18 protein-coding genes and 5 tRNA genes are annotated in these 21,866 nt (G+C 73.2%); 12 read left to right on the plus strand and 11 right to left on the minus strand.

Annotated features, from left to right (window positions below):
* The first annotated feature begins 30 nt into the window (after positions 1-30).
* The 4 genes from GA0070607_RS04335 to GA0070607_RS04350 all read left to right on the plus strand — a co-directional run bounded on the left by GA0070607_RS04335 (position 31) and on the right by GA0070607_RS04350 (position 6,199).
* Positions 31-2,424, plus strand: a complete 2,394-nt coding sequence (locus tag GA0070607_RS04335) for a phosphoketolase family protein (RefSeq protein WP_089021651.1) — start codon at positions 31-33, stop codon at positions 2,422-2,424.
* 10 nt (positions 2,425-2,434) lie between these two features.
* Positions 2,435-3,292: a universal stress protein gene (locus GA0070607_RS04340; RefSeq protein WP_089017006.1), complete on the plus strand. Its 858-nt coding sequence runs from the start codon at positions 2,435-2,437 to the stop codon at positions 3,290-3,292.
* A gap of 141 nt (positions 3,293-3,433) precedes the next feature.
* The gene (locus tag GA0070607_RS04345; protein WP_089021652.1) at positions 3,434-4,429 is read left to right on the plus strand and encodes an Acg family FMN-binding oxidoreductase; all 996 of its coding nucleotides are present in this window, start codon (positions 3,434-3,436) and stop codon (positions 4,427-4,429) included.
* Between the two features lie 39 nt (positions 4,430-4,468).
* Positions 4,469-6,199 carry a sensor histidine kinase gene (locus GA0070607_RS04350; RefSeq protein WP_089017007.1) on the plus strand — a complete coding sequence of 577 codons (1,731 nt, stop codon included), beginning with the start codon at positions 4,469-4,471 and terminating at the stop codon, positions 6,197-6,199.
* 15 nt (positions 6,200-6,214) lie between these two features.
* On the opposite strand, the gene GA0070607_RS04355 is transcribed toward GA0070607_RS04350, so the two are convergent.
* On the minus strand, positions 6,215-6,853 hold the full coding sequence (locus tag GA0070607_RS04355) for a response regulator (RefSeq protein WP_089017008.1): 639 nt from the start codon (positions 6,851-6,853) through the stop codon (positions 6,215-6,217).
* A gap of 223 nt (positions 6,854-7,076) precedes the next feature.
* On the opposite strand from GA0070607_RS04355, the gene GA0070607_RS04360 reads away from it, so the two are divergent.
* Entirely contained in the window at positions 7,077-8,054 is a 978-nt protein-coding gene (locus GA0070607_RS04360) for an Acg family FMN-binding oxidoreductase (RefSeq protein WP_089017009.1), read from the plus strand.
* A 33-nt stretch (positions 8,055-8,087) separates the two neighbouring features.
* Here GA0070607_RS04360 and GA0070607_RS04365 read toward each other — a convergent pair whose 3' ends face one another.
* The 3 genes from GA0070607_RS04365 to GA0070607_RS04375 all read right to left on the minus strand — a co-directional run bounded on the left by GA0070607_RS04365 (position 8,088) and on the right by GA0070607_RS04375 (position 9,428).
* Positions 8,088-9,080, minus strand: a complete 993-nt coding sequence (locus tag GA0070607_RS04365) for an NAD-dependent epimerase/dehydratase family protein (protein WP_089017010.1) — start codon at positions 9,078-9,080, stop codon at positions 8,088-8,090.
* Positions 9,081-9,233: 153 nt separating this feature from the next.
* Positions 9,234-9,308 (minus strand) — tRNA-Val (locus tag GA0070607_RS04370).
* 47 nt (positions 9,309-9,355) lie between these two features.
* A tRNA-Gly gene (locus GA0070607_RS04375) sits at positions 9,356-9,428 on the minus strand.
* Positions 9,429-9,574: 146 nt separating this feature from the next.
* Between GA0070607_RS04375 and GA0070607_RS04380 the strand changes: the two genes are divergently transcribed.
* A complete protein-coding gene (locus GA0070607_RS04380) occupies positions 9,575-9,817 on the plus strand; it encodes a DUF6458 family protein (protein ID WP_089017011.1) in 243 nt (80 codons plus the stop codon).
* Positions 9,818-9,943: 126 nt separating this feature from the next.
* On the opposite strand, the gene GA0070607_RS04385 is transcribed toward GA0070607_RS04380, so the two are convergent.
* Entirely contained in the window at positions 9,944-10,759 is an 816-nt protein-coding gene (locus tag GA0070607_RS04385) for an isocitrate lyase/PEP mutase family protein (RefSeq protein ID WP_089017012.1), read from the minus strand.
* A 70-nt stretch (positions 10,760-10,829) separates the two neighbouring features.
* Between GA0070607_RS04385 and GA0070607_RS04390 the strand changes: the two genes are divergently transcribed.
* The gene (locus GA0070607_RS04390; RefSeq protein WP_089017013.1) at positions 10,830-11,810 is read left to right on the plus strand and encodes an ArsR/SmtB family transcription factor; all 981 of its coding nucleotides are present in this window, start codon (positions 10,830-10,832) and stop codon (positions 11,808-11,810) included.
* Between the two features lie 48 nt (positions 11,811-11,858).
* On the opposite strand, the gene GA0070607_RS04395 is transcribed toward GA0070607_RS04390, so the two are convergent.
* Together GA0070607_RS04395 and GA0070607_RS04400 are read right to left on the minus strand one after the other, a co-directional pair.
* On the minus strand, positions 11,859-12,815 hold the full coding sequence (locus GA0070607_RS04395; protein ID WP_089017014.1) for an NADP-dependent oxidoreductase: 957 nt from the start codon (positions 12,813-12,815) through the stop codon (positions 11,859-11,861).
* A gap of 58 nt (positions 12,816-12,873) precedes the next feature.
* Positions 12,874-13,455: a TetR/AcrR family transcriptional regulator gene (locus GA0070607_RS04400; protein WP_089017015.1), complete on the minus strand. Its 582-nt coding sequence runs from the start codon at positions 13,453-13,455 to the stop codon at positions 12,874-12,876.
* A 327-nt stretch (positions 13,456-13,782) separates the two neighbouring features.
* Here GA0070607_RS04400 and GA0070607_RS04405 point away from each other — a divergent pair, with 327 nt between their 5' ends.
* The gene (locus GA0070607_RS04405; protein ID WP_231930835.1) at positions 13,783-15,216 is read left to right on the plus strand and encodes a DHA2 family efflux MFS transporter permease subunit; all 1,434 of its coding nucleotides are present in this window, start codon (positions 13,783-13,785) and stop codon (positions 15,214-15,216) included.
* 149 nt (positions 15,217-15,365) lie between these two features.
* Here the strand turns inward: GA0070607_RS04405 and GA0070607_RS04410 are convergent, their stop codons facing one another.
* Positions 15,366-16,118, minus strand: a complete 753-nt coding sequence (locus GA0070607_RS04410; protein ID WP_089017017.1) for an alpha/beta fold hydrolase — start codon at positions 16,116-16,118, stop codon at positions 15,366-15,368.
* Positions 16,119-16,180: 62 nt separating this feature from the next.
* Between GA0070607_RS04410 and GA0070607_RS04415 the strand changes: the two genes are divergently transcribed.
* A complete protein-coding gene (locus GA0070607_RS04415; protein WP_089017018.1) occupies positions 16,181-16,708 on the plus strand; it encodes a PadR family transcriptional regulator in 528 nt (175 codons plus the stop codon).
* A 60-nt stretch (positions 16,709-16,768) separates the two neighbouring features.
* Here the strand turns inward: GA0070607_RS04415 and GA0070607_RS04420 are convergent.
* The 3 genes from GA0070607_RS04420 to GA0070607_RS04430 all read right to left on the minus strand — a co-directional run bounded on the left by GA0070607_RS04420 (position 16,769) and on the right by GA0070607_RS04430 (position 17,035).
* Positions 16,769-16,843 (minus strand) — tRNA-Val (locus GA0070607_RS04420).
* Positions 16,844-16,857: 14 nt separating this feature from the next.
* Positions 16,858-16,928: transfer RNA gene (locus GA0070607_RS04425), tRNA-Cys, on the minus strand.
* A 34-nt stretch (positions 16,929-16,962) separates the two neighbouring features.
* Positions 16,963-17,035 (minus strand) — tRNA-Gly (locus tag GA0070607_RS04430).
* 419 nt (positions 17,036-17,454) lie between these two features.
* On the opposite strand from GA0070607_RS04430, the gene GA0070607_RS04435 reads away from it, so the two are divergent.
* The 3 genes from GA0070607_RS04435 to GA0070607_RS04445 all read left to right on the plus strand — a co-directional run bounded on the left by GA0070607_RS04435 (position 17,455) and on the right by GA0070607_RS04445 (position 21,819).
* A complete protein-coding gene (locus GA0070607_RS04435; RefSeq protein ID WP_089017019.1) occupies positions 17,455-18,057 on the plus strand; it encodes a TetR/AcrR family transcriptional regulator in 603 nt (200 codons plus the stop codon).
* A gap of 94 nt (positions 18,058-18,151) precedes the next feature.
* Positions 18,152-18,730 carry a TIGR03086 family metal-binding protein gene (locus tag GA0070607_RS04440; protein WP_089017020.1) on the plus strand — a complete coding sequence of 193 codons (579 nt, stop codon included), beginning with the start codon at positions 18,152-18,154 and terminating at the stop codon, positions 18,728-18,730.
* Positions 18,731-18,888: 158 nt separating this feature from the next.
* Complete coding sequence (locus GA0070607_RS04445; RefSeq protein ID WP_172898978.1) at positions 18,889-21,819, plus strand: M36 family metallopeptidase; 2,931 nt, start codon at positions 18,889-18,891, stop codon at positions 21,817-21,819.
* The last annotated feature ends 47 nt before the right edge of the window (positions 21,820-21,866 follow it).

The raw sequence follows: 21,866 nt of genomic DNA on the forward strand, positions 1-21,866 counted from the left end.
CACTCCCCGATCTGCGAGAGGCTCAGCATCATGGACACCGCACTCGATCCAAACCGGTCGATCACCGACGACGAGCTGCGCCGGCTGCACGCCTACTGGCGCGCCGCGAACTACCTCACCGTCGGGCAGATCTACCTGCTCGGCAACCCGCTGCTGCGCGAACCGCTGACCGTCGACGACATCAAGCCGCGGCTGCTCGGCCACTGGGGCACCAGCCCCGGGCTCAACCTGATCTACGCCCACCTCAACCGGGTGATCGTGGCGCGCGACCTGAACGCCATGTTCGTCACCGGCCCCGGGCACGGCGGCCCGGCCATCGTGGCCAACACCTGGCTGGAGGGCACCTGGTCGGAGCGCTACCACGACGTGTCACGCGACGAGGCGGGAATGGCCCGGCTGTTCCGCCAGTTCTCCTTCCCCGGCGGCATCCCCAGCCACGTGGCGGCGGAGGTGCCGGGCTCGATCCACGAGGGCGGCGAGCTGGGGTACGCGCTGAGCCACGCCTACGGCGCCGCCTTCGACCACCCGGACCTGCTGGTGGCCTGCGTGATCGGCGACGGCGAGGCGGAGACCGGGCCGCTGGCCGGCAGCTGGCTCTCCAACGTCTTCCTCAACCCCGCGCGCGACGGCGCGGTGCTGCCCATCCTGCACCTCAACGGCTACAAGATCGCCAATCCGACCGTACTGGCCCGGATCCCCGAGGCGGACCTGCTCGGCATCCTGCGCGGCTCCGGCTACGAGCCGTACGTGGTGGCCGGCGACGACCCCGCCCAGGTGCACCGCATCCTCGCCGCGACGTTGGACCGGGCGCTGAACGAGATCGCCGCCATCCAGCGCAGGGCCCGCTCCGGCGGCATCGTCGACCGTCCCCGCTGGCCAATGATCATCCTGCGGACGCCGAAGGGCTGGACCGGCCCCCGCGAGGTCGATGGCAAGCAGGTGGAGGGCACCTACCGCGCCCACCAGGTACCGCTGTCACAGGTACGCGACAACCCCGCGCACCTGGCCGAGCTGGAGCACTGGCTGCGCAGCTACCGGCCCGAGGAGCTGTTCGACGCGACCGGCGCGCCGGTGGACGAGTTGCGGGCACTGCCGCCGCGGGGCGACCGGCGGATGAGCGCCAACCCGGTCACCAACGGCGGCGTGGTGCTCCGCGACCTGCGCCTGCCCGACTTCCGCGAGTACGGCGTGGACGTCCCCCAACCGGGCGAGCCGATGGCCGGCGCGACCGGTGTGCTCGGCCCGTGGCTCCGGGACGTCATCGCCGCCAACCCGCAGACGTTCCGGCTGTTCGGCCCGGACGAGGTCGCCTCCAACCGGTTGGACGCCGCCTTCGAGGTGACCGGCCGGGCCTGGGTGGCGGGCACGGTGCCGGGCGACGAACACCTCTCTCCGGACGGCCGGGTGATGGAGGTGCTCTCCGAGCACCTGTGCCAGGGCTGGCTGGAGGGGTATCTGCTGACCGGCAGACACGGCGTGTTCACCAGCTACGAGGCGTTCATCCACATCGTCGACTCGATGCTCAACCAGCACGCCAAGTGGTTGAAGGTGACCCGGGCCATCCCCTGGCGGCAGCCGCTCGCCTCGCTGAACTATCTGCTCTCCAGCCACGTCTGGCGGCAGGACCACAACGGCTTCTCCCACCAGGACCCGGGCTTCATCGACCACGTGGTCAACAAGAAGGCCGAGGTGGTGCGGGTCTACCTGCCGCCGGACGCCAACACCCTGCTCGCCACGATGGACCACTGCCTGCGCAGCCGGCACTACATCAACGTGGTGGTCGCCGGCAAGCAGCCGGCACCGAACTGGCTGACGATGACCGAGGCGATCCAGCACACGCGGCGTGGCCTGGGCATCTGGGAGTGGGCCAGTAACGACGGCGGCACCGAGCCGGACGTGGTGCTCGCCTGCTGCGGGGACGTGCCCACGCTGGAGACGCTGGCCGCCGCCGAGCTGCTGCGCCAGCATCTCCCGGAGCTGAAGGTGCGCCTCGTCAACGTGGTGGACCTGATGCGGCTCCAGCCGGACACCGAGCACCCGCACGGCCTGACCGACAACGAGTTCGACACCATCTTCACCGAGGACCGCCAGATCATCTTCGCGTACCACGGCTACCCGTGGCTGATCCACCGGCTCACCTACCGCCGTACCAACCACGACAACCTGCACGTGCGCGGCTACAAGGAGGAGGGAACCACCACCACGCCGTTCGACATGGTGATGCTCAACGACCTGGACCGCTTCCACCTGGTCATCGACGTCATCGACCGGGTGCCCGGGCTGGCCGCGCGCGCCGCGCACCTGCGCCAGCAGATGGTCGACGCACGGCAGTCGGCCCGCGACTACACCCGCCGGTACGGCGAGGACGACCCCCAGGTCGCGGAGTGGCGCTGGGTCCGCGAAACCGACCCGACCAACCGCTGAGGAGGACGACGTGCGTGACGCGGAGATCCTGGTCGGCTACGACGGCTCGACCGACGCCTCGGTGGCCCTGAACTGGGCGCTGGACGAGGCCGCGCACAGCGGGCAGCCGGTACGGCTGGCGTACGTCTTCGAATGGCTGACCGTGGCCGGCTGGGTCGGTCCGGGCGTGGCGCCCGGCGTCTGGCCGGACGACACCGCACGGCGGCAGGTGGAGGAGCTGGTCCGGGACGCGGCGGCGCAGGCCGCCGCCGCGCATCCCGGGATCACCGTCACCGGCGAGGTGTACGACGGTCCGCCCGCCCTGGTGTTGCAGGAACGCTCGGCCGAGGCCGGTCTGCTGGTGCTGGGCAGTCGCGGCCACGGCGGGTTCGGTGGGCTGCTCGTCGGGTCGACGGCGGTGGCGGTCGCCGCGCACGGGCACTGCCCGGTCGTGGTGGTCCGGGACGGGGCCGGCGGCGCGCCGTCCGACGCGTCGGGCGGACCGGTGGCGGTCGGCGTGGACGGCTCCGAGCCGTCGCTGGTGGCGCTCGGCTTCGCCGCCGAACGCGCGGCCCAGCGACGGCTGCCGCTGCGCGTGCTGCACGCGTGGACCCAGGGCCCCGGCGGGGCGGCCGGAGCACCGGATGAGCGGGCCGCCGTGGAGCAGGCGCTGGAGCCGTGGCGGCGGACGTACCCCGACCTGGCCGTGACCGTCGACCTGGTCCCGGGCAGCCCGGCGGCCATGCTGATCGAGGCGAGCCGCGATGCGCGGCTGGTGGTGGCCGGCAGCCGGGGCCGGGGCGGGCTGGCCGGCATGCTGCTGGGCTCGGTGAGTCAGCAGCTGATCCAGCACGCCCACTGCCCGGTCGCCGTCGTCCGGGAACGCTGACCCTGGGGGCGTAAAGGCCCGACCCGGGCGGGACCTACGACCCCTGCGCGCCGCCGTCGGATGCCGCAGGATGAAGCGGCAAGCCACGCTGAGCACCGCCGGCCCGAGGCACGGACGGGCAGAGACGGAGAGGTCGTGACGATGAGTCAGGAAGGCCAGCTGACCACCGCGCTGGCGGAGGCCGCGGCGACCGCCGGTCACGCCCCCTCGGTGCACAACACCCAGCCGTGGCGTTGGCGGGTGCTGCCCGACGCGTTGGAGCTGCGCACGGTCCGCGACCGCCAGCTCGCGGTCACCGACCCGGAGGGCCGGCTGCTCGCCCTCAGCTGCGGCGCGGCCCTGCACCACGCCCGGCTGGCGCTGGCCGCCGAGGGGTGGCGCGCGGTGGTGGAGCGGCTGCCCGATCCGCGCGACAGCGAGCTGCTGGCCCGCGTGACCACAGTGGACCGGATCGAGGTCGACCCGGACGCCATGCGGATGGTGCAGTGCATGCAGGTCCGGCACACCGACCGGCGGCCGGTCAGCGACGAACCGGTGACCACCGCCGCGATCGAGGAGATCACCCGAGCGGTCACCGCCGAGGGCTGCCGGCTGCAGATCCTCAATCGCGACCAGGTGCTGGAGCTGGCCGCCACGGCCGCGCACGCCGGCACTGTCGAGGCCAAGGATCCGGAGCTGCGCGCCGAGCTGGCGTACTGGACCAGCCGGGCCGGCACCGGCACCGGGCTGCCGCCGGAGGTGCTGCCCGAGGAGCCTCCGCAGACCACCGTGCCGGCCCGCGACTTCGGCCGCCCCGGCAGCCTGCCGGTGGGCTCCGGCCACGACCGGGCGGCGGTGTACGCGCTGCTGCACGGCGACGAGGACGAACCGGACAGCTGGCTGCGCGCCGGCGAAGCGCTCTCCGCCGGCTGGCTCACCGCCACGCGGCTCGGCGTGTCGGTGGTGCCGCTCAGCGCCGTGGTGGAGGTGCCAGGCACCCGGCAGACCCTGCGGCAGCTGCTCGCCGGCCTCGGCTTCCCGTACCTCGTGCTGCGGTTGGGGATCGCGGACCCGGCGCACGCGGGCCCGCCGCACACCCCGCGGCTGACCACCGGGCAGGTGGTCGACACCGCCGCGGTCCGCGGCGAGCAGGGCTGACGGGGCTGGGCACCACGGCCACGGCGGTACCATCGCGCGATGACCAGCGCCCCGCAGCCCCGCAAGGAAGCCCGGGTGACTCCGTCGCTCGGGCTGAGCCCGCTGTCCCGGGTCCACCTCGACGAGCTGCTTCAGGAGATGCTGGACCGGGTCGGCGAGGTGGTCACCAGCCGGGAACGGCTGCGCGCCCTGCTCGACGCGGTCGTCGGCATCGGCACCAACCTGGAACTGCGCAGCACGCTGCAACGCATCGTGCAGGCGGCCTGCGAGCTGGTCGGCGCCCGGTACGGGGCGTTGGGTGTGGTCGGCCCGGACCGGCTGCTGTACGACTTCATCGTGCACGGCATCACCCCCGAGCAGCACGCGCGGATCGGCGACCTGCCGCACGGGCGGGGCGTGCTCGGCCTGCTCATCGACGACCCCCGGCCGTTGCGGATGCCGGACATCACAAAGCACCCCCGCTCCTACGGTTTCCCGCCCAACCACCCACCCATGCACAGCTTCCTGGGCGTGCCGGTACGCATCCGGGAGCAGGTGTTCGGCAACCTCTACCTCGCCGAGAAGCAGGGCGGCGCGCAGTTCACCGATGACGACGAGGAGATCGTGGTCGCGCTGGCCGCCGCGGCCGGCGTGGCCATCGAGAACGCCCGCCTGTACGCCCTGGCGCACCGGCGGGAACGGTGGCTGGCCGCGACCGCCGAGATCACCACTGTGCTGCTCGGCGAGGTCCGCCGCACCGACGCGCTGGCGCTGGTCGCCCGCCGCGCCCGGGAGGTCGCCGAGGCGGAGCTGGCGCTGGTCCTGCTCTACGACACCGACACCGCGCAGTTCACCGTCGAGGTGGTCGACGGCGCCGACGAGCAGGCCCACGCGCTGGTCGGCACGGTCCTGCCGGCAGCCGACACCAGCTTCGGCGCGGCGATCGCCGAGGGCCGGCACGACCAGGTGGACAACCTCGCGCACGCCGCCCCGTGGCCGGCGCTGCTGCACACCGGGCCCGCGGTGATCTCACCGCTGGCCACCGCCGAAACCCTGCACGGCGTGCTGGTGGTGGCACACCGGCCGGAGCGCGGTGGCGGCACCAGCGACGAGGACGTGGCCCTGTTGGGCAGCTTCGCCGGGCAGGCCGCGCTGGCCATGGAACGCGCCCGTGGCCAGGAGGAGCGGGAGCTGCTGGTGGTCCTGGAGGACCGCGAGCGGATCGCCCGCGACCTGCACGACGTGGTGATCCAGCGGCTCTTCGCCACCGGCCTGCAACTACAGAGCGCCGCACCGATGATGACCCGCCCGGAGGTGGCCAAGCGGATCAACGCGGCCGTCGACGATCTGGACGCGACCATCCGGGACATCCGCCGGACCATCTTCGAGCTGCGTACGCCGATGACCGCGGCTCTGCGTACCGAGATCCGTGAGGCGATCGAGGTGGCCGCCGAGTCGTTGGGCCACAAACCACGCCTGGAGCTGACCGGCCCGGTGGACAGCGCCGTCCCGGACGCGGTCCGCCCGGATCTCACCGCAGTGCTGCGCGAGGGGCTGTCCAACGCAGTCCGCCACGCGCAGGCCACCCAGGTCGCCGTTGCCGTACGCGTCGACGCCGGCCAGGTCACCGTCACGGTCACCGACGACGGGGTGGGCTGCGACCCGGCCGCCGCCCGGGGCGGCCTCGTCAACCTGCGCGAACGCGCCGAACGTCACGGTGGCACCTTCACGATCCGCCCGGTCGAGCCGCACGGCACCGAGGTGAGCTGGTCCGTGCCGCTGCGCGACTGACCGGGGCGGGTCGGCTCAGGAGGTCTTGCCGAGCAGCCGGGTGGCCAGGACGGCGGCCTGCGTGCGACGCTCCAGACCCAGCTTGGCCAGCACGCTGGAGACGTAGTTCTTCACCGTCTTCTCGGCCAGGAACATCTTCCCGGCGATCTCCCGGTTGGTCAGCCCCTCCGCCACGTACTCCAGGATCCGCCGCTCCTGCTCGGTGAGCGACTTCAGCTCGCGCGGCTGCTCGACGCCGTTGCGGATGCGCTCCAGCACCCGGGTGGTGATCGCCGGGTCGAGCAGCGACTGCCCGGCCGCCACCCGGCGCACCGCGTCGACCAGGTCGGTGCCGCGGATCTGCTTGAGCACGTACCCGGCGGCACCAGCCATGATCGCCGCGAACAGCGCCTCGTCGTCCTCGTACGAGGTGAGGATCAGGCCCTTGATGGACGAGTCGACGGCGCGCACGTCGCGGCACACGTCGATGCCGTTGCCGTCGGGCAGCCGCGCGTCGAGGATCGCCACGTCGGGCCGCAACGCCGGAATACGGCGGGCCGCCTCCAGCGCCGAGCCGGACTCGCCGACCACCTCGATGTCGCCGCTGCTCTGCAACAGGTCGGCCAGGCCACGGCGGACGACCTCATGGTCGTCGAGAAGGAACACCCGGATCATTCCTCGTTTCTACCCGTGCCCCGCGTCGGGTGCACGGGCCGAAGGTCCCGATCCGGGCGGCCCGAGGCCCGGGGGTGGGGTCCGGGCACCGGCCGGGGGCGGTCGGGCCCGACGGGTCGGGACGTCCGGCCCTGCCCGGCACCCACCCGACGGACGGACCGTAGGGGTACGTCGGACGTCGCGCACCACCGGCCGCCGGCGGACATCGGAGAGGAGCAGCGCCATGGACATCGGCTACACATCGACCCACCTGCGGACCGCCGCCGTGGACGCGGTCCGGGCACCCTCCCTGCACAACACCCAGCCGTGGCGGTTGCGGCTGCGCGACGGTGGGATCGAGGTGCTGGCCGACCCGGTTCGGCGGCTGCCGGCGACCGACCCGAGCGGGTGGGGCGTCCGCATCGCCTGCGGCGCGGCGCTGTTCAACCTGCGGCTCGCGCTGGCCGTGGCCGGTGTCCCGGCCCTGGTGCGGCTCCGCCCCGACCCGGCCGAGCCGGACCTGCTGGCCCGCCTCGTCCCGGACGTCCCGCGCCCGCCCACGCCCGGCGAGCAGAGCCTGTACGCCGCCATCCCCCGCCGGTTCAGCAACCGGATGCCGTTCTGGCCGAATCCGGTGCCGGCCGACGCACGATGGCGGCTCGGCGAGGCGGCCCGTGCCGAGCAGTGCTGGCTGGAGCTGTTGATCGGGGTGAGCGCGGTCTCCGCGTTCGGCGAGATCGCGCGCGGCGCGCACCGGGTGCTGGAGCGCGACCCCGCCTACCGGTCAGAACGCGAGCGGTGGCTTCGCCAGGAGGCCGCGCCGGACGGCGTGCCGGCGTCGGCCGGCGGCCCGCAGAGCGAGCCGCAGGACGTGCTGCCGGCGCGCGGCTTCGGCGGGCGCGACCGGGCCCCGGGGCGCGACTTCGAGCCGGAGCCCCTGGTCGGGGTGCTCGGCTCGGTGGGCAACACCGCCGTGGACCAGGTGGTCGCCGGGCAGGCCCTGCAACGGGTGCTGCTCACCGCCACCGACACCGGGCTCAGCGTGTCGCTGCTCTCCCAGCCGATCGAGGTGCCCACCGCGCGGGAGCAGCTACGGCTGTCACTGGGCCGGTTCGGCATGCCGCAGATGGCGCTGCGGATCGGGTACGGCCGGCCCGGCCGACCGACCCCGCGCCGCAGCGTCGAGGAGGTGCTGGACCTGCCGGTGGTGCCGGCCCCCTGAGCCGGCACCACCGCCCCGCTCGACGAACCCCGTTCACGCGGTGAGCAGCGCCGCTTCCCGCGCCGGGTCCAACCCGACCGTCACCCGGCGCGGCTTGCCGGCGCGGGGCGGCACCGACCCCACCGCGCGCAGCCACCGCCAGGTGTCGGCCACGGTGTCCGTCACCGGGCGGCATTTCAGCCCCGCCGCGTACGCCTTCTCCACGCCGCGCTCCTGCAACCACCGGAACTCGTGACCCGGCGGAATCCAGATCGGCAGGTCGTTCCAGGGCACGACGCCGGCGGCCAGGATCGGCTCCGGATCGGTCCAGCGCAGCGTCGCGCCGGAGCCGGTCACCGCGACGACCGAGTCCAGCAGCTCACCCATCGTGGCGTGCCCCGGGCGGCTGATCACGTTGAACGCACCGCCGACCCCCTCGACGGCCCGGTCCAGCGTCCACCCGACCAGGTCGCGCACGTCGATGTACTGCAGGGGCAGGTCCACCGGGCCCGGCGCGAGCACGTCACCGCCCCGGGCCACCCGCTGCAACCACCAGGGCAGCCGGCCGACGTCCTCCCCCGGGCCGAGGATCAACCCGGCGCGCACCAGCAGCGCCCGTTCGCCGTAGACCTCCGTCGCGGCCAACTCCCCGCCCGCCTTGCACTCCGCGTAGTCCCCGTCGACGGCGTCGCCGGACGCGTCCACAACGGACGACTCCTCGCCGACGTTCGTCGGCGCCGGTGGGGCGTAGACCGAGCCGCTGGAGATGTAGGTGTAGTGCGGGACCGTCGCGACCAGCGCGCGGGCCGCGTCCCGCACCGCCCGTGGAGCGCTGTCCCAGGTGTCGACCACCAGGTCCCACTCACCGCCCGCCAGCGCCGCCAGGCCGTCCGGCGCGGTCCGGTCACCCCGCAACCGGTGTACGCCGGGTGGCGTCGACCCGTGCATCCCCCGGTTGAACACCGTCACCGACCAGCCCCGGCGGACCGCTTCGGCGACCGTCGCCCCACCCACGAAACCCGTCCCGCCCAGCACCAGCAGTCTCATGCGGTCCACCCTGCCCGGTGGCGGCGGCGGGCGGCACAGGTGTTCACCGGTAGCGGATCTCCCCACAGCAGAACGCGCCCCGACGACGCACGATCAACGTGGCCCGACGCGGAACGGCTCGTCACCGGGATTCCGGTAACGAGCCGTTTTTGCTGGTGGGCGATACTGGGTTTGAACCAGTGACCTCTTCCGTGTCAAGGAAGCGCGCTCCCACTGCGCCAATCGCCCGTGGTGACCGCCCGAACCGGCGGCCAGGCCCCGTGGGGCGGATCGCGAGCGGACGACGGGATTCGAACCCGCGACCCTCACCTTGGCAAGGTGATGCGCTACCAGCTGCGCTACGTCCGCACGTCCCCGGTGTGCCCGGCGACAGGTGAACTCTACCCGACCGCAAGATCGCCCGGAGCGCCACCCTGACCGGTGGCGGATTGCGCTGGTCGGCGGCGGGGTACTGAAGGGCTCGACAGCGCACCACATCCCCTAAGGAGGCTGTCGTGGGTATCGGCACCAGCATCTTCCTGATCGCGCTCGGCGCGATCCTCACCTTCGCGCTGGACGCGAGCGTCGGCGGCATCAACCTCGACGTGGTCGGCTGGGTCCTGATGGCGGCCGGTGTGCTCGGCCTGATCATGACCACGCTGATCTGGGGTCGCCGCCGCGAGGTGGTCACCACCAGCGAGCAGCCGGTGGAGTACCGCCGGGTCGAGGAGCGGCGGGACATCGCCCCGCCGCTGTGACCCGGTCACCGTCCGTCACCGGCGGATCGCGCGATCCCGGGCCGGCCGCCTCGATCGAGGTGGCCGGCCCGTCGTACCCGTGGCCCCGGCGCGCCGCAGGAGCCACAGCCGCGCGGCCCTCGCCGGTCACCGCATCAGCGCGTTGAGCGTTCCGTAGTCGAGGGCGTCCGCCAGCGCACCGTACGTGCCCGCGCCGAGGGCCTCGTCCGCCGCCCGGCGCGCGACCGCGTACGCGGCCTCCGCGACCGACGAGCCGAGGCTCACCCGGGCCACCCCCAGCCGGGCCAGCTCCCCCACCGTCGGCGCACCGGGCCCGGCGAGCACGTTCAGCGGCGCCGGCACCGCCCGCACCAGCGCGCGGATGATCTCCGGGTCCACCACACCGGGCACGAAGATGCCGTCCGCGCCGGCGGCGAGGTAGGCGGTGGCTCGGGCCACGATCTCGTCGACGTCCCCGGCGCCGCTGAGGAAGGTGTCGATCCTGGCGTTGACGTAGAGCGGCAGATCCGCCGCGTCGGCCGCGCCCCGCACCGCGCCGATCCGGGCGCACTGATCGGGCATGTCGCGCAACGGCGTGCCGCCGTCGCGGTGGGCGTCCTCGATGTTCACGCCGACGGCACCGGCGTCGAGCACGGCGCGGGTGGTCACGCCGACCTCCGCCGGCGTCGCCCCGTACCCGGACTCGATGTCCGCGGTGACCGGCAGCGACACCGAAGCGGTGACCCGGCCGATGAGGTCGACGGCCGCGTCGCGGCCGAGGACGTCGCCATCGGGCGCACCCAGGCTCCAGGCGACGCCGGCGCTGGTGGTGGCCACCGCGCGGGCGCCGGCGGCCGCCACGATGCGGGCGCTCGCGGCATCCCAGGCGTTGACCAGCACCAGCGGCGACCCGGGGGTGTGCAGGGATCGGAACAGTTCGGCTCGGGTGTGTTGTTCGCTCACCCGGCAAGTTTCGGCCCGCCCCGAGCCCGGCGGTAATGTTTCAGCCCCAGCTGAATCCACCGGGGGTGCCGTGGTCGCCATCAGCATGTCGGCGGGTGCGGTCGCCCGCATCCGGTTCGCCGTCTCCTGCCTGTGGGAGGTCGTCGCGAGCGTCCGGGTGCTGCGCGATCCCGGGGACCACGCCGTCCACCTGCCCTGGGTACGCCGGGTCCGTCCACCGCTGGTCGAGGCCGGGTTGATCGACGCGGACGGCGGGCTGCTCTGGCAGCTGGTGCCGGCCCGGCCCCGCTACCTGGCCGACTTCCTCACCCCGTCGCCCGCCGGCCTGATCCCGGACCTGGCCGCCGAACTGGCCGCCCTGGGCGGCACCCCAACCGACACCGTCCGCGCACACCTGGACCTGTACCCGGGCGAGCGCACGCCCACGCTCGCCGCCCTGTACGCCGACCCGCCGGCCGGGCTGCGCCGGCTGACCGAGGAGATCGAGGCGTACTGGCGGATCGCCCTGGCCCCGCACTGGCCCCGGCTGCGGCTGCTGCTGGACGCCGACGTCACCGCCCGCGCCCGCCTGCTCGCCGAGGACGGCGCGGGAGCGCTCCTCAACGATCTGCACCACCAGGTCCGGTGGGAGGACGACACGCTGCTCGTCGCCCAGCGGCACTGCCTGGCCCCGGACGTCCCGGACGGTCCGGGCCTGGTGCTGGTTCCGTCGGTCTTCGTCTGGCCGTCGGTGGCGAGCGTGTCCGCCGGGGACGCGCCGCAGCTCGCCTATCCCGCGCGTGGGCTCGGCGCACTCTGGGAGCATCCGGCCGGCGTTCCGGACGCGCTGGCCGCCGTGCTCGGGCGCGGTCGGGCCCGGCTGCTCACCGAGCTGACCGCGCCGGCGAGCACCACCGAGCTGGCCCGACGTAGTGGCATGTCGCCCGCCGGGGTCTCCCAACATCTCACCGCGTTGCGCGCGGCTGGTCTGGTGGTGACCCACCGGCGGGGCCGCGCGTTGCTCAGCGCCCGCACCGACCTCGCCGAGGCGCTGTTCTCCGCGACCGGGTAGGCCGATGCGGCGTGCGGGTGGGTCGGCACCGGACGGTGTGCTGCGGCGTCAGAACTCGATGACCAGCCGGCCCCGCACCCCGCCCGCCTCGAGGATCTGGTGCGCCCGGGACGCCTCCTCCGGCGGGAACCGGCCGGCGACACGGAGGGTCAGGGCCCCCTCCTCGGCGAGCCGCCGAAGCAGGTCGAGCTTGTCGCGCCGCCCGTCGTAATCGTGGACGAACGCCGGCACCAGTGTGACGTCCGGGCGGGCGGCACGGGCCAGCTCCGCCGGGCTCGGCGCGCCGCGCAGCACCGCCACGGCACCGCCGTCGCGCACCGCCGGCAGCAGCGCGGGACCGATCAACGCGGCGTCGACCGCGGCGTCCACGCCGTCCGGCGCGTGCTCGCGGAAGCGGTCGGCGACCCCGGGGCCGCGGGTCACGGTCACGTCGGCGCCGAGCGCGGTGACCAGGTCGGCGTCATCGGGCGCCGCGTCGGCCAGCACCCGGTGACCGGCGGCCCTGCCGAGCTGTACGGCGTACCCGCCGACGGCGCCGGCCGCACCGGTGACCGCGAGGGTGCTGCCCGGTGCGAGCCGCAGCTGGTCCAGGGCGTGCAGGGCGGTCAGCCCGTTCAGCGGCAGGGTGGCCGCCTCGGCCGCCGACGATCCGGCCGGCGCGGGCACCACCCAGGCCTCCGGGAGCACGACGAACTCGGCGTAGCCGCCGCCGGCCGGCCGGGTCGGATTGATCATGGCCATCACCAGGTCGCCCGGGGCGAGCCCGCCGCTGGTGTCCGGACCGACCTCGTCGATGGTGCCGGCGATGTCCAGGCCGGGAAGGAGCGGGCTGGCGGTGGGGAGCCGTACCGCCGTCGCGCCGGCCCGGATCAGGGTGTCAGCCGGGTTGACCGCGGCCGCGCGCACCCGGATGCGGACCTCGCCGGGCCCGGCGTGCGGTGTCGGGAGGTCGACCACCCGCAGGACGTCCGGCCCGCCGTAGCGCAGCAGTCCGACAGCTTTCATTTCGACTCCTCGTGACAGATGCGCGGCGGCGCGGGGTACTCCGCTGGGGAGGGATCAGTCAGTTCAGGCAACTGAGCGCGACCTCGGCGGAGCGCATCAGGGTGGCTCGGTCCGGGTTGATGGCACCCATCACGCGCAGGCCCTGGAGGCTGGTCACCAGGAAGCTGGCCAGGTCTCTCGCGCTGCGGTCCGTGCTGATCTGGCCCCGTAGCTGTCCTTCGGCGAGCAGGTCGTAGAGCGCCAACTCCACGCACTGGGTGGTTGAGCGGAGGCGCTCGGCGACCCGCAGGTCCTGGTGCGCCCGCTCCATCGACGCGCCCACGATCAGGCAGGCCAGGCGCTGGCCATCGCCGGCCATGTCGTCCACCACGCCGACGAACACCTCGCGGATGACCTCGCGGGCGTCCTCGCCCGAGCGCAGCATCTCGACCAGCGGTTTGGCGTAACGCTGCCGGTACCGGTCGAGCACGGCCAGGTAGAGGCCGTCCTTGCTGCCGAACGCGGCGTAGAGCGAGCCGCTGCCGACACCGGTCGCCTGAGCGAGGTCACGGATGGAGGTGCCCTCGTAGCCCTTGCTCCGGAACACCTCCATGGCGGCGTCGACTGCGGCGTCGAGGTCGAACTCCCGGGTACGTGCCATGCCCCGACGCTAACAGCTATCTGGAACGACCGACAAAGTATCGCGGATCACCGTGCCGACATTTGGCCCTCGCTCGGCGAGTTCGTGCCACGCTGAGCGCTTTTTGTGGGCCCTCCACGCCACCCTCGCAGCCCCTCAGTGACGTCGAATACTTGTACGGGCGTTCAAGATATGCCTACTGTCGTCGCCGCCCAGCCGCATCTACCCGGCCACATCCGCACGGGACCTCGCGACAGAAGCTGCGCCCCGCACCCCTCACCACTCAAGGACTTCGAAATGTCACCTGCCCCGAACCGACCAGATTCGCGCCGCCGATGGAAGGCGCTGGTGGTCATCTCCATCGCCCAGCTGATGGTCATGCTCGACTCGGCCGTCATGAACATCGCTCTGCCCTCCGCCCAGCAGGCGCTCCACCTCTCCGACGGCAACCGGCAGTGGGTCATCACCGCCTACGGCCTGGCCTTCGGTGGGCTCCTGCTCGTCGGCGGCCGCATCGGCGACATGGTGGGCCGCAAACGGGTCTTCCTGCTGGCCCTGCTCGGTTTCGCCCTCGCCTCCGCGCTCGGCGGCGCCGCGACCAACGCCTCGATGCTGCTGACCGCCCGGGCGCTGCAGGGGGCTTTCGCCGCTCTGCTCGCCCCGGCCGCGCTGTCCCTGATCTCCCTGGCCTTCACCGAGGCCCGGGAGCGCGCGAAGGCGTTCGGCATCTTCAGCGCGGTGGCGGTCGCCGGCGGCGCCGTCGGACTGCTCCTGGGTGGCCTGCTCACCGAGTACCTGAGCTGGCGCTGGGCGATGTTCGTCAACATCCCGATCGCCGTCGCCGGTGTCCTGGGCGCTCTGCCCACCGTGCACGACGCCGGCGAGCGGCACCGCTCGCGGCTCGACATGCCCGGCGTGGTGTTGGCCAGCCTGGGGCTGGTCGCGGTGGTCTTCAGCTTCAGCAACGCCGAGGGCCACGGCTGGACGGCCCCCTCCACCATCGGGTCCGCCGTCGCCGGCATCGTGCTGCTCGTTGCCTTCATCCTGGTGCAGGCCCGGGTGAAGGCCCCGCTGCTCCCGCTGCGGATCCTGACCGAGCGGAACCGGGCGGCCGCGTACCTCTCGGTCGCCCTCGCCGTGGTCAGCATGTTCGGCATGTTCCTGCTGCTGAGCTACTACTTCCAGGCCGTCAGGGGGTACTCCCCGGTCGAGGCCGGACTGGCGTTCCTGCCGCTGGCGGTCGCACAGGCACTCGGGGCCAGCCAGGTCGCCGCCCGCCTCTCCACCCGCATCGCACCCCGGCCGATCATGGTCGGCGGCTACCTGGTCACCGCTGTCGGCGTGGCGATGCTGGCCCTGCTCGCCGTGGACAGCTCGTACCTGACGATCGCGCTCGCCGAGATCATCGTCGGTCTCGGCATCGGCGCGGCGTTCATGCCGGCGATGAGCCTCTCCACACACGGCGTCGGCACCCGGGACGCCGGGGTGGCGTCCGCGATGATCAGCTCGTCGCAGCAGGTGGGCGGCTCGATCGGGACCGCGTTGCTCAACACCGTCGCGACCAGCTCGGCCGCCGGCTACCTGGCGTCCCATCTGGGCGGGGCCCAGGCCCAGCAGCGGGCGTTGGTGCACGGCTACTCGGTCGCCTACTGGTTGGCGGCCGGCTTCCTGGTGGTGTCCGCGCTGGTGTCCGCTATCGCGGTGAACGCCAGCGCGCCGGAGCGGGCGCCGTCCCGCAACCGGACGGCCACGCAGGAGGCGGTCCCGGTCCCGACGGCCTGAGGTCGGGCCCGGCCGGCGGCGAGTTGCGCCCCCGGCCGGGCTGGCACACGCGTTGTCGTTGGTGGACCGGCGTCCGGAGCCCGACATCAGGATCCAGGTCATGAAGTCGGTCGACACGGTGCTCGCCGCGCACAGGGGATAGGCGTGGCCTACGCCCGCAGCGCCGCGGCGGTGGCCGCCACGAAGCCCTCCGGATTGTCCAACATGATGTTGTGGCCGGCGTTTGGCACGGCGACCACCCGCACGCCGGCGTCGGTGAGGGCCCGAACACCCGTCGGTTCGCAGTCGGCGGGGTGGAGGTAGGTGCGCGGCACCGGCAGGTCGAGCAGCAGTTCCCGCATGGTGGGTGTGGTGCCGCGACCGAGGTGGGCCGCGGTGCGGTAGAGCGCCTCCGCGCCGGTGAGCCGCATCGTCGCCGCCCAGGCCGGCCCGACGCGGTCGAGCGTCTCGGCTCGGCCGTCACCGTGCAGGAACTGCTCCTCGGTGTAGCGGGCGCGGATGCCGACGCCCGGAGGCTGCGGGTCGAGGGTGGCGTCGACAAGAACCAGCGCCGAGACAAGGTGCGGATGGCGGGCGGCCAGGACGATGGCGACCGAGCCGCCCATGCTGTGCGCGATCACCTCCGCGGCACTGACCCCGGCGGTGGTCAGCGCGGTGGCGAGCAGGTCGGCGTGCTCCTCGAGGGTGTAGGAGGCGTCGGCCGGCCGGTCGCTGATGCCGTGCCCGAGCAGATCCACCATCAGGGCGCGCCGCCCGGCGAGCGTGGGGTTGGTGGCCACCGCCGCGAAGTACACCGGTGAGGAGGCGCCGAGCCCATGCAGGTAGACCCGTGTGGGCTCGGCTCCGGGCAGCTCCACCCAGCGGATCGTCGTGCCGTCCGGCCGCACCTGGGCACCGCGCATCACGTACCTCCTGACCAATACCTCGAACCCGAGGTATACCGTTGTGGAGGTAAGCTAACACGATGTTGGAGTTCGCGATACTGGGCTTCCTCGCCGACGCCCCGCTGCACGGGTACGAGCTGCGCAGGCGCGTCGCCGCGCTCACCGGCCACGTCCGGCCCATCGCGGACGGGACGCTGTACCCGACGATCAAGCGCATGGAGCGTGCGGGCCTGCTGCGTCGCGACGTTCAGGCCGGCCAGGTGGCCGCGCCACGGCACGTGCTCACGCTCAGCCCGGCCGGGCAGGCGGAGCTGCTGCGCCGGCTCCGCTCCCCCGACGAACTGTTCATCACCGACGAGAACCGCTGGTTCACGCTGCTGGCCTTCCTGCGCCACCTGGACGACCCGGCCGGTCAGGCCGCCGTGCTGCAGCGGCGGCTCGATTTCCTCACCCAGCCGGCGAGCTTCTTCTGGGACGGTGACCGACCGCTGCGCGCGGACGACTTCCCCGACGACCCCTTCCGTCGAGGGCTGTTCCGCATCGCCACCGCCACCAGCCGCACCGAGATCGCCTGGCTGCGGGAACTGCTGACAGCACTCACACGGTGAGGTGGCGAGCAGATACAGAAAAGCTCGTTACCGGGATTCCGGTAACGAGCCGTTTCCTGCTGGTGGGCGATACTGGGTTTGAACCAGTGACCTCTTCCGTGTCAAGGAAGCGCGCTCCCACTGCGCCAATCGCCCGTGCCTTGTTGCTGAGGTGGGGACGGGATTTGAACCCGCGTACACGGCTTTGCAGGCCGTTGCCTCGCCTCTCGGCCACCCCACCGAGGTTGCCCCCGTCGTACGTGGCGGCAGCTCCGAGCGGACGACGGGATTCGAACCCGCGACCCTCACCTTGGCAAGGTGATGCGCTACCAGCTGCGCTACGTCCGCACGCCCCCGGCGTTCCCGGGTGACGGATGAGAACTTTAGCCGAGCCGGTGAACGACTGCCAACTCGGGGTCCGCGTCGGCGCGTCCGCCGGGCACTGCGGGACGGACGTGCCTCCGCTCGACGGGACCGAGCCGCCACGACGGGACCGACCCCACCACCGCGAGGCTTCCTAGGGGGCCGCCCTGATGGTTGGCGGCCGTCACACTCCGACATCGCGGAGTCGAGCCGCCCGCCGACGGGCGGTGCGGCGGGCGGCGGGCGTTCCGGCGCGTCGACTGGTGCCGGCGGACCTCGACGAACGACCTCAGGAGAACGACGGAAGGCACCGTCTGGAATTGTCAGGCTTCCGACTGTCGCATCGCGGATCGGACGGTGGCGGTAACTGTTCGTGTTCGGTCGGATGGGCTACGGTAACGGTCGTGACGAGACGTGCGGCCGAGATCCGCCTGGATGCCCTGCTGCGCACCGCCTGTGACGTGATCGTTGAGCGCGGTCTGTCCAACACCCGGACGGCTGACGTGGCGCAGGCCGCCGGCGTCAGTCAGGCCCTGGTGTTCTACCACTTCGCCACCAAGGAACGGTTGCTCGCGCAGGCGTTCGCGTACGCGGTCGAGCAGGATCTGGCCCGGCTGGACGCGGTGATCCGCTCCCCGGCCCCGCCGCTGACCAAGCTCCGCCGGATACTCAAGCTCTACACCCCGGCCGGGCGCGCCACCTCCTGGTCCATGTGGATCGACGGCTGGTCCGAGTCGCTGCGTACCCCCGAGCTGGAGAAGGTCTCCCGCCGCCTCGACCTGCGCTGGCGGCAGGACCTGGCGGCGGTGATCTCCGCAGGGGTGGCCGACGGCACCTTCCAGTGCGCCGACCCGGACGGGGCCGCCTGGCGGATCAGCGCGGTGATGGACGGCCTGGCCGTGCAGCTCGCCGTGCACGACCGGGTGATCTCCCGCCGGCAGCTCGGCGAGTGGGTCCGCCTGGTCACCGCCCGGGAGCTCGGCCTGGACCTGACCGACCTGGACTGAGCCGCTGGCGGCCACCGCACTGGCCCGGCGGATCACCCTGTCGGTGCCGGGCAAAACCGCTCGGCTCGCCGAGCCGCCCGGAACAATCGGCAGAATGGATCTGCTGGAGGCGTACCGCCGGAGCCTGGCCGAGTTCGTCGACCGGGTGGACCAGGTCGGGCCCGGCCAGTGGTCCGATCCGACACCCTGCCCGGACTGGGACGTGCGTGCGCTGGTCAACCACGTGGTCGGCGAGGACCGGTGGAGCGTGCCGCTGCTCGCCGGCCGGACCGTCGACGAGGTGGGCGGCCGGTTCGCCGGCGACCAACTCGGTGCCGACCCGGCCACGATGGCGCGCGAGGCGGCCGCGCAGGCCGAGATCGCCGCCACCCATCCCGGCGCGCGCGCCCGCACCGTGCACCTGCCCGCCGGCGACACCCCGGCCGAGGAGTACCTCCAGCAGCTCCTCGCCGAACACCTGGTGCACGGCTGGGACGTGGCGGTGGCGATCGGGGCCGAGCCGCGGCTGGACCCGGACGTGGTGCGGATGTGCGCCCGGTGGTTCGCCGGCCGCGTCGACGACTACCGGCGCAACGACCTGGTCGGGACGGGGCCGTGGATGTCCACCGACGACGAGCAGGACCGCCTCCTTGCCGCCTTCGGCCGCGACCCCGACTGGACGCCGGGCGGCTGAGCGCGCCGCAGCGGCGGAACCATTATCTCGATCCGTCGGCGCGTCGCCGTGCCCGGACCTTGCCGCCATCCCCACCGGCTGATATCCACAGATGCGCATGCGTTACCGCGCAGCGTCGGCCGGCGGCCGCCGGCCATCCGCTCCCACGAGGAGGTCCCGTGCCACAACCGGAGTGGTCACCCCCGATGAGCCGGCGTCGACGCCGGCTCATCGCCGTCCTGGCGTCGACGGCGACGGTCGCCGCGCTGCTCCCCACCGGCGTGAGCACGGCGGCCCCCGCCGGCGGCGCACCGTCCGCCGAGCGCCGGTCCGGGCCGTTCGCCGAAGGACACCAGCACGCGGACGTCGACAACCGCCGGGGTACGGCGGCACCGGACGCCCGCCAACGCGGGCTGGCCCGCGCCGCCGACCCCGACGTGCGATGGAACCGGCTCGGCACCCCGCAGGCGCTCGGCCCTGGCCGCGCCCCGCTCGCCACCGGGCTGCCCACCGACCCGGAGGCCGCCGCCCGCGCCTACCTGGCCGCCAACCGGGACCTGTTCGGGATGGACGCCACCGCGGTGACCGCTTTGGAACGGGTGCTGGTCCGGCCGATCGGCAGCGGAGCCGTGGTCACCCTGCGGCAACGCTTCGGCGACCTGCCGGCCGGGCCGGACGGCCTGGTCACCGTCGCGATCACCGGCGGCACTGTGCTCTCGGTCAACTCCTCGCTGGCCCGCACCACCGGCGCACCCGCGCCGGCCACCCGCACCGCCGACCAGGCGTACGCCGCAGCGCTCGCCGACGCCAAGCTGGACGCCAGCGCGGTGGCCAGCCACAGCGTGCGCGCGGTGGCCGTGCCGACCCCGCTGGACGGGCCCCGAGCCGGGTACGAGGTGACAGTGATCGGCGCAAACACCGACGACCCGGCCGCCTTCACCACCTATGTGGACGGGATCACCGGGCAGGTGCTGGTCCGTGAGGACCTCGTCGACTTCGACTCCGACAACCCGAGCTGGGCCGTATTCCCAGCCACCCCGCCCCGCAACCTCGGCCCCGGGCAGGACCCCCGGGTGCGCTGGTGCGGCGACCCCACGCCCGGCTGCCAGGCGGCCTTCCGTGACCCGGCCACCGGCCAACCGTGGGATGTCGACGCGGCCACCGGCACGCCCACCTTCACCTCGCGCGGCAACTCGGCCAACACTGTGCTCTCCTGGGGCGCCGGCACCCCCGCCGTCCCGGCCACGCCCAGCCCGGAACGCCGTTACGAGTACCCGTTCACCGACCAGTGGCACCAGGCGAAGTGCAACCCGGCGGTGTTCACGTCCGCCCAGCGCAACGACGCGGACGCGTCGATCGCCAACCTGTTCGCCATGCACAACCGGATGCACGACTGGTCGTACCAGTTGGGCTTCACCGAGTCGGCGTGGAACCTGCAGGCCGCCAACCTCACCCCGGCCGGGTTGGGCGGCGACGCCGAGCAGGGCCGCGCCCAGCAGGGCGCGCTGAGCGGCAACCGGAACAACGCCAACCAGGGCACCCCGCGCGACGGGCTGCCGCCGACCACCAACATGTACCTGTGGCAGCCGCAGGCCGGCGGGCCGTACCCGCCGTGCGTGGACGGCGACTACGACATGACGGTGATCGGCCACGAATACACCCACGCGATCACCAACCGGATGATCGCCGGCCCGGACAGCGGGATCGGCGGCCACCAGGGCGGGTCGATGGGTGAGTCGTGGGGCGACCTGCTCGCCGCCGAGTACCTCTTCCAGAACGGGTTCCGCGCACCCGGTGAGTCGCCCTTCGTCACCGGCGGCTACGTCACCGGCAACCTGGTCAGCGGCATCCGCAACTACGACCTCAGCCGCAGCCCGCTCAACTACTCCGACATCGGTTACAACACCGGCGGGCCCGCCGTGCACGCCGACGGGGAGATCTGGGGCGCCACCAACTTCCGGGTCCGCTCCGCGCTGGTGAAGCGGTACGGCCTCGGGACCCCCCAGCGGCAGCTGGAGTGCGCGCAGGGCAAGGTCGCCGCCGACAAGTGCCCGGGGAACCGGCGCTGGTCCCAGCTGGTCTTCGACTCGTTCCTGCTCCAGGCTGCCAGCCAGGTCAGCATGCTCGACATGCGGGACAACCTGCTCACCGCCGACCTGCTCCGCTTCGGCGGCGCCAACCAGGACCTGATCTGGGCCGAGTTCGCCCGCTCCGGGATGGGCCGCGACGCCGTCACCAACGGCGCCGGCGACACCGACCCGACGCCGAGTTTCGCCTCGCCGCGCGGCGGCAACGCGACGCTCACCCTGCGCCCGCGCGGGGACAGCGCCGACGCGCCGATCCGGGTGTACGTCGGGGCGTACGAGGCACGGGCGACGCCGATCGCGGACACCGACCCGGCGACGCCGATCCCGGACACCCTGGAGATGGTGGCCGGCACGTACGACCTGCTCGCGGTGGCGCCCGGCTTCGGGCACCAGCGGCTCAGCGTGGTCGCCAAGGCCGACCACGACGGGTACGTGGACCTGCGGATGAGCCGCAACCTCGCGTCCACGGCGTCCGGCGCCACGATCACCGGCGACGGGGTCAACCTGGACCGGATCGCCGACGACACCGAGGCGACGAACTGGGCCTCGCTGGACGGGGTGGCCGGCCGGCGGCTCACCGTGGCGCTGCCCGGGGACGCACCGCAGGTGGTCAAGCGGGTGAACGTCAGCGCCATGCTGCGCCCGGCGATCACCGGGGACCCCGACACCGGCAGTCAGAACGCGCTCAGCGCGCTGCGCTCGTTCGCGGTGTCCGCCTGCAACGCGAAGACCACCGACTGCGCGGATCCGGCGCGCTGGCAGCGGATCTACACCAGCGCGGGCGACGCGTTCCCAGGTGGGGCGTACCGGGCGTACAGCCGGGACATCAACCTCCGGACGTTCGCGGTGCCCACCACGCTCGCCACCCACCTGCGACTGGAGGTGCTGGCCAGCCAGTGCACCGGCGGCCCGCACTACGCCGGTGAGCAGGACGACGACCCGGCCACGACGACGGACTGCGCGACCGCCAGCCCCGCCCGGGACCAGGTCAGGATCGCCGAGTTCCAGGCGTTCTCGAAGTGACACCGTCGGGGCCGGCGGATCTCCGCCGGCCCCGACGGCCCCCGATC

Origin of the sequence: Micromonospora coriariae (assembly GCF_900091455.1) — a bacterium.
GTDB classification, from domain to species: Bacteria; Actinomycetota; Actinomycetes; order Mycobacteriales; family Micromonosporaceae; genus Micromonospora; species Micromonospora coriariae.

Coding starts and splice junctions, on each gene's coding strand:
- GA0070607_RS04335 (WP_089021651.1), top strand. CDS start 31: ATGGACACCGCACTCGATCCAAACCGGTCGATCACCGACGACGAGCTG.
- GA0070607_RS04345 (WP_089021652.1), top strand. CDS start 3,434: ATGAGTCAGGAAGGCCAGCTGACCACCGCGCTGGCGGAGGCCGCGGCG.
- GA0070607_RS04350 (WP_089017007.1), top strand. CDS start 4,469: ATGACCAGCGCCCCGCAGCCCCGCAAGGAAGCCCGGGTGACTCCGTCG.
- GA0070607_RS04355 (WP_089017008.1), bottom strand. CDS start 6,853: ATGATCCGGGTGTTCCTTCTCGACGACCATGAGGTCGTCCGCCGTGGC.
- GA0070607_RS04360 (WP_089017009.1), top strand. CDS start 7,077: ATGGACATCGGCTACACATCGACCCACCTGCGGACCGCCGCCGTGGAC.
- GA0070607_RS04365 (WP_089017010.1), bottom strand. CDS start 9,080: ATGAGACTGCTGGTGCTGGGCGGGACGGGTTTCGTGGGTGGGGCGACG.
- GA0070607_RS04395 (WP_089017014.1), bottom strand. CDS start 12,815: ATGAAAGCTGTCGGACTGCTGCGCTACGGCGGGCCGGACGTCCTGCGG.
- GA0070607_RS04400 (WP_089017015.1), bottom strand. CDS start 13,455: ATGGCACGTACCCGGGAGTTCGACCTCGACGCCGCAGTCGACGCCGCC.
- GA0070607_RS04410 (WP_089017017.1), bottom strand. CDS start 16,118: ATGCGCGGTGCCCAGGTGCGGCCGGACGGCACGACGATCCGCTGGGTG.
- GA0070607_RS04415 (WP_089017018.1), top strand. CDS start 16,181: ATGTTGGAGTTCGCGATACTGGGCTTCCTCGCCGACGCCCCGCTGCAC.
- GA0070607_RS04440 (WP_089017020.1), top strand. CDS start 18,152: ATGGATCTGCTGGAGGCGTACCGCCGGAGCCTGGCCGAGTTCGTCGAC.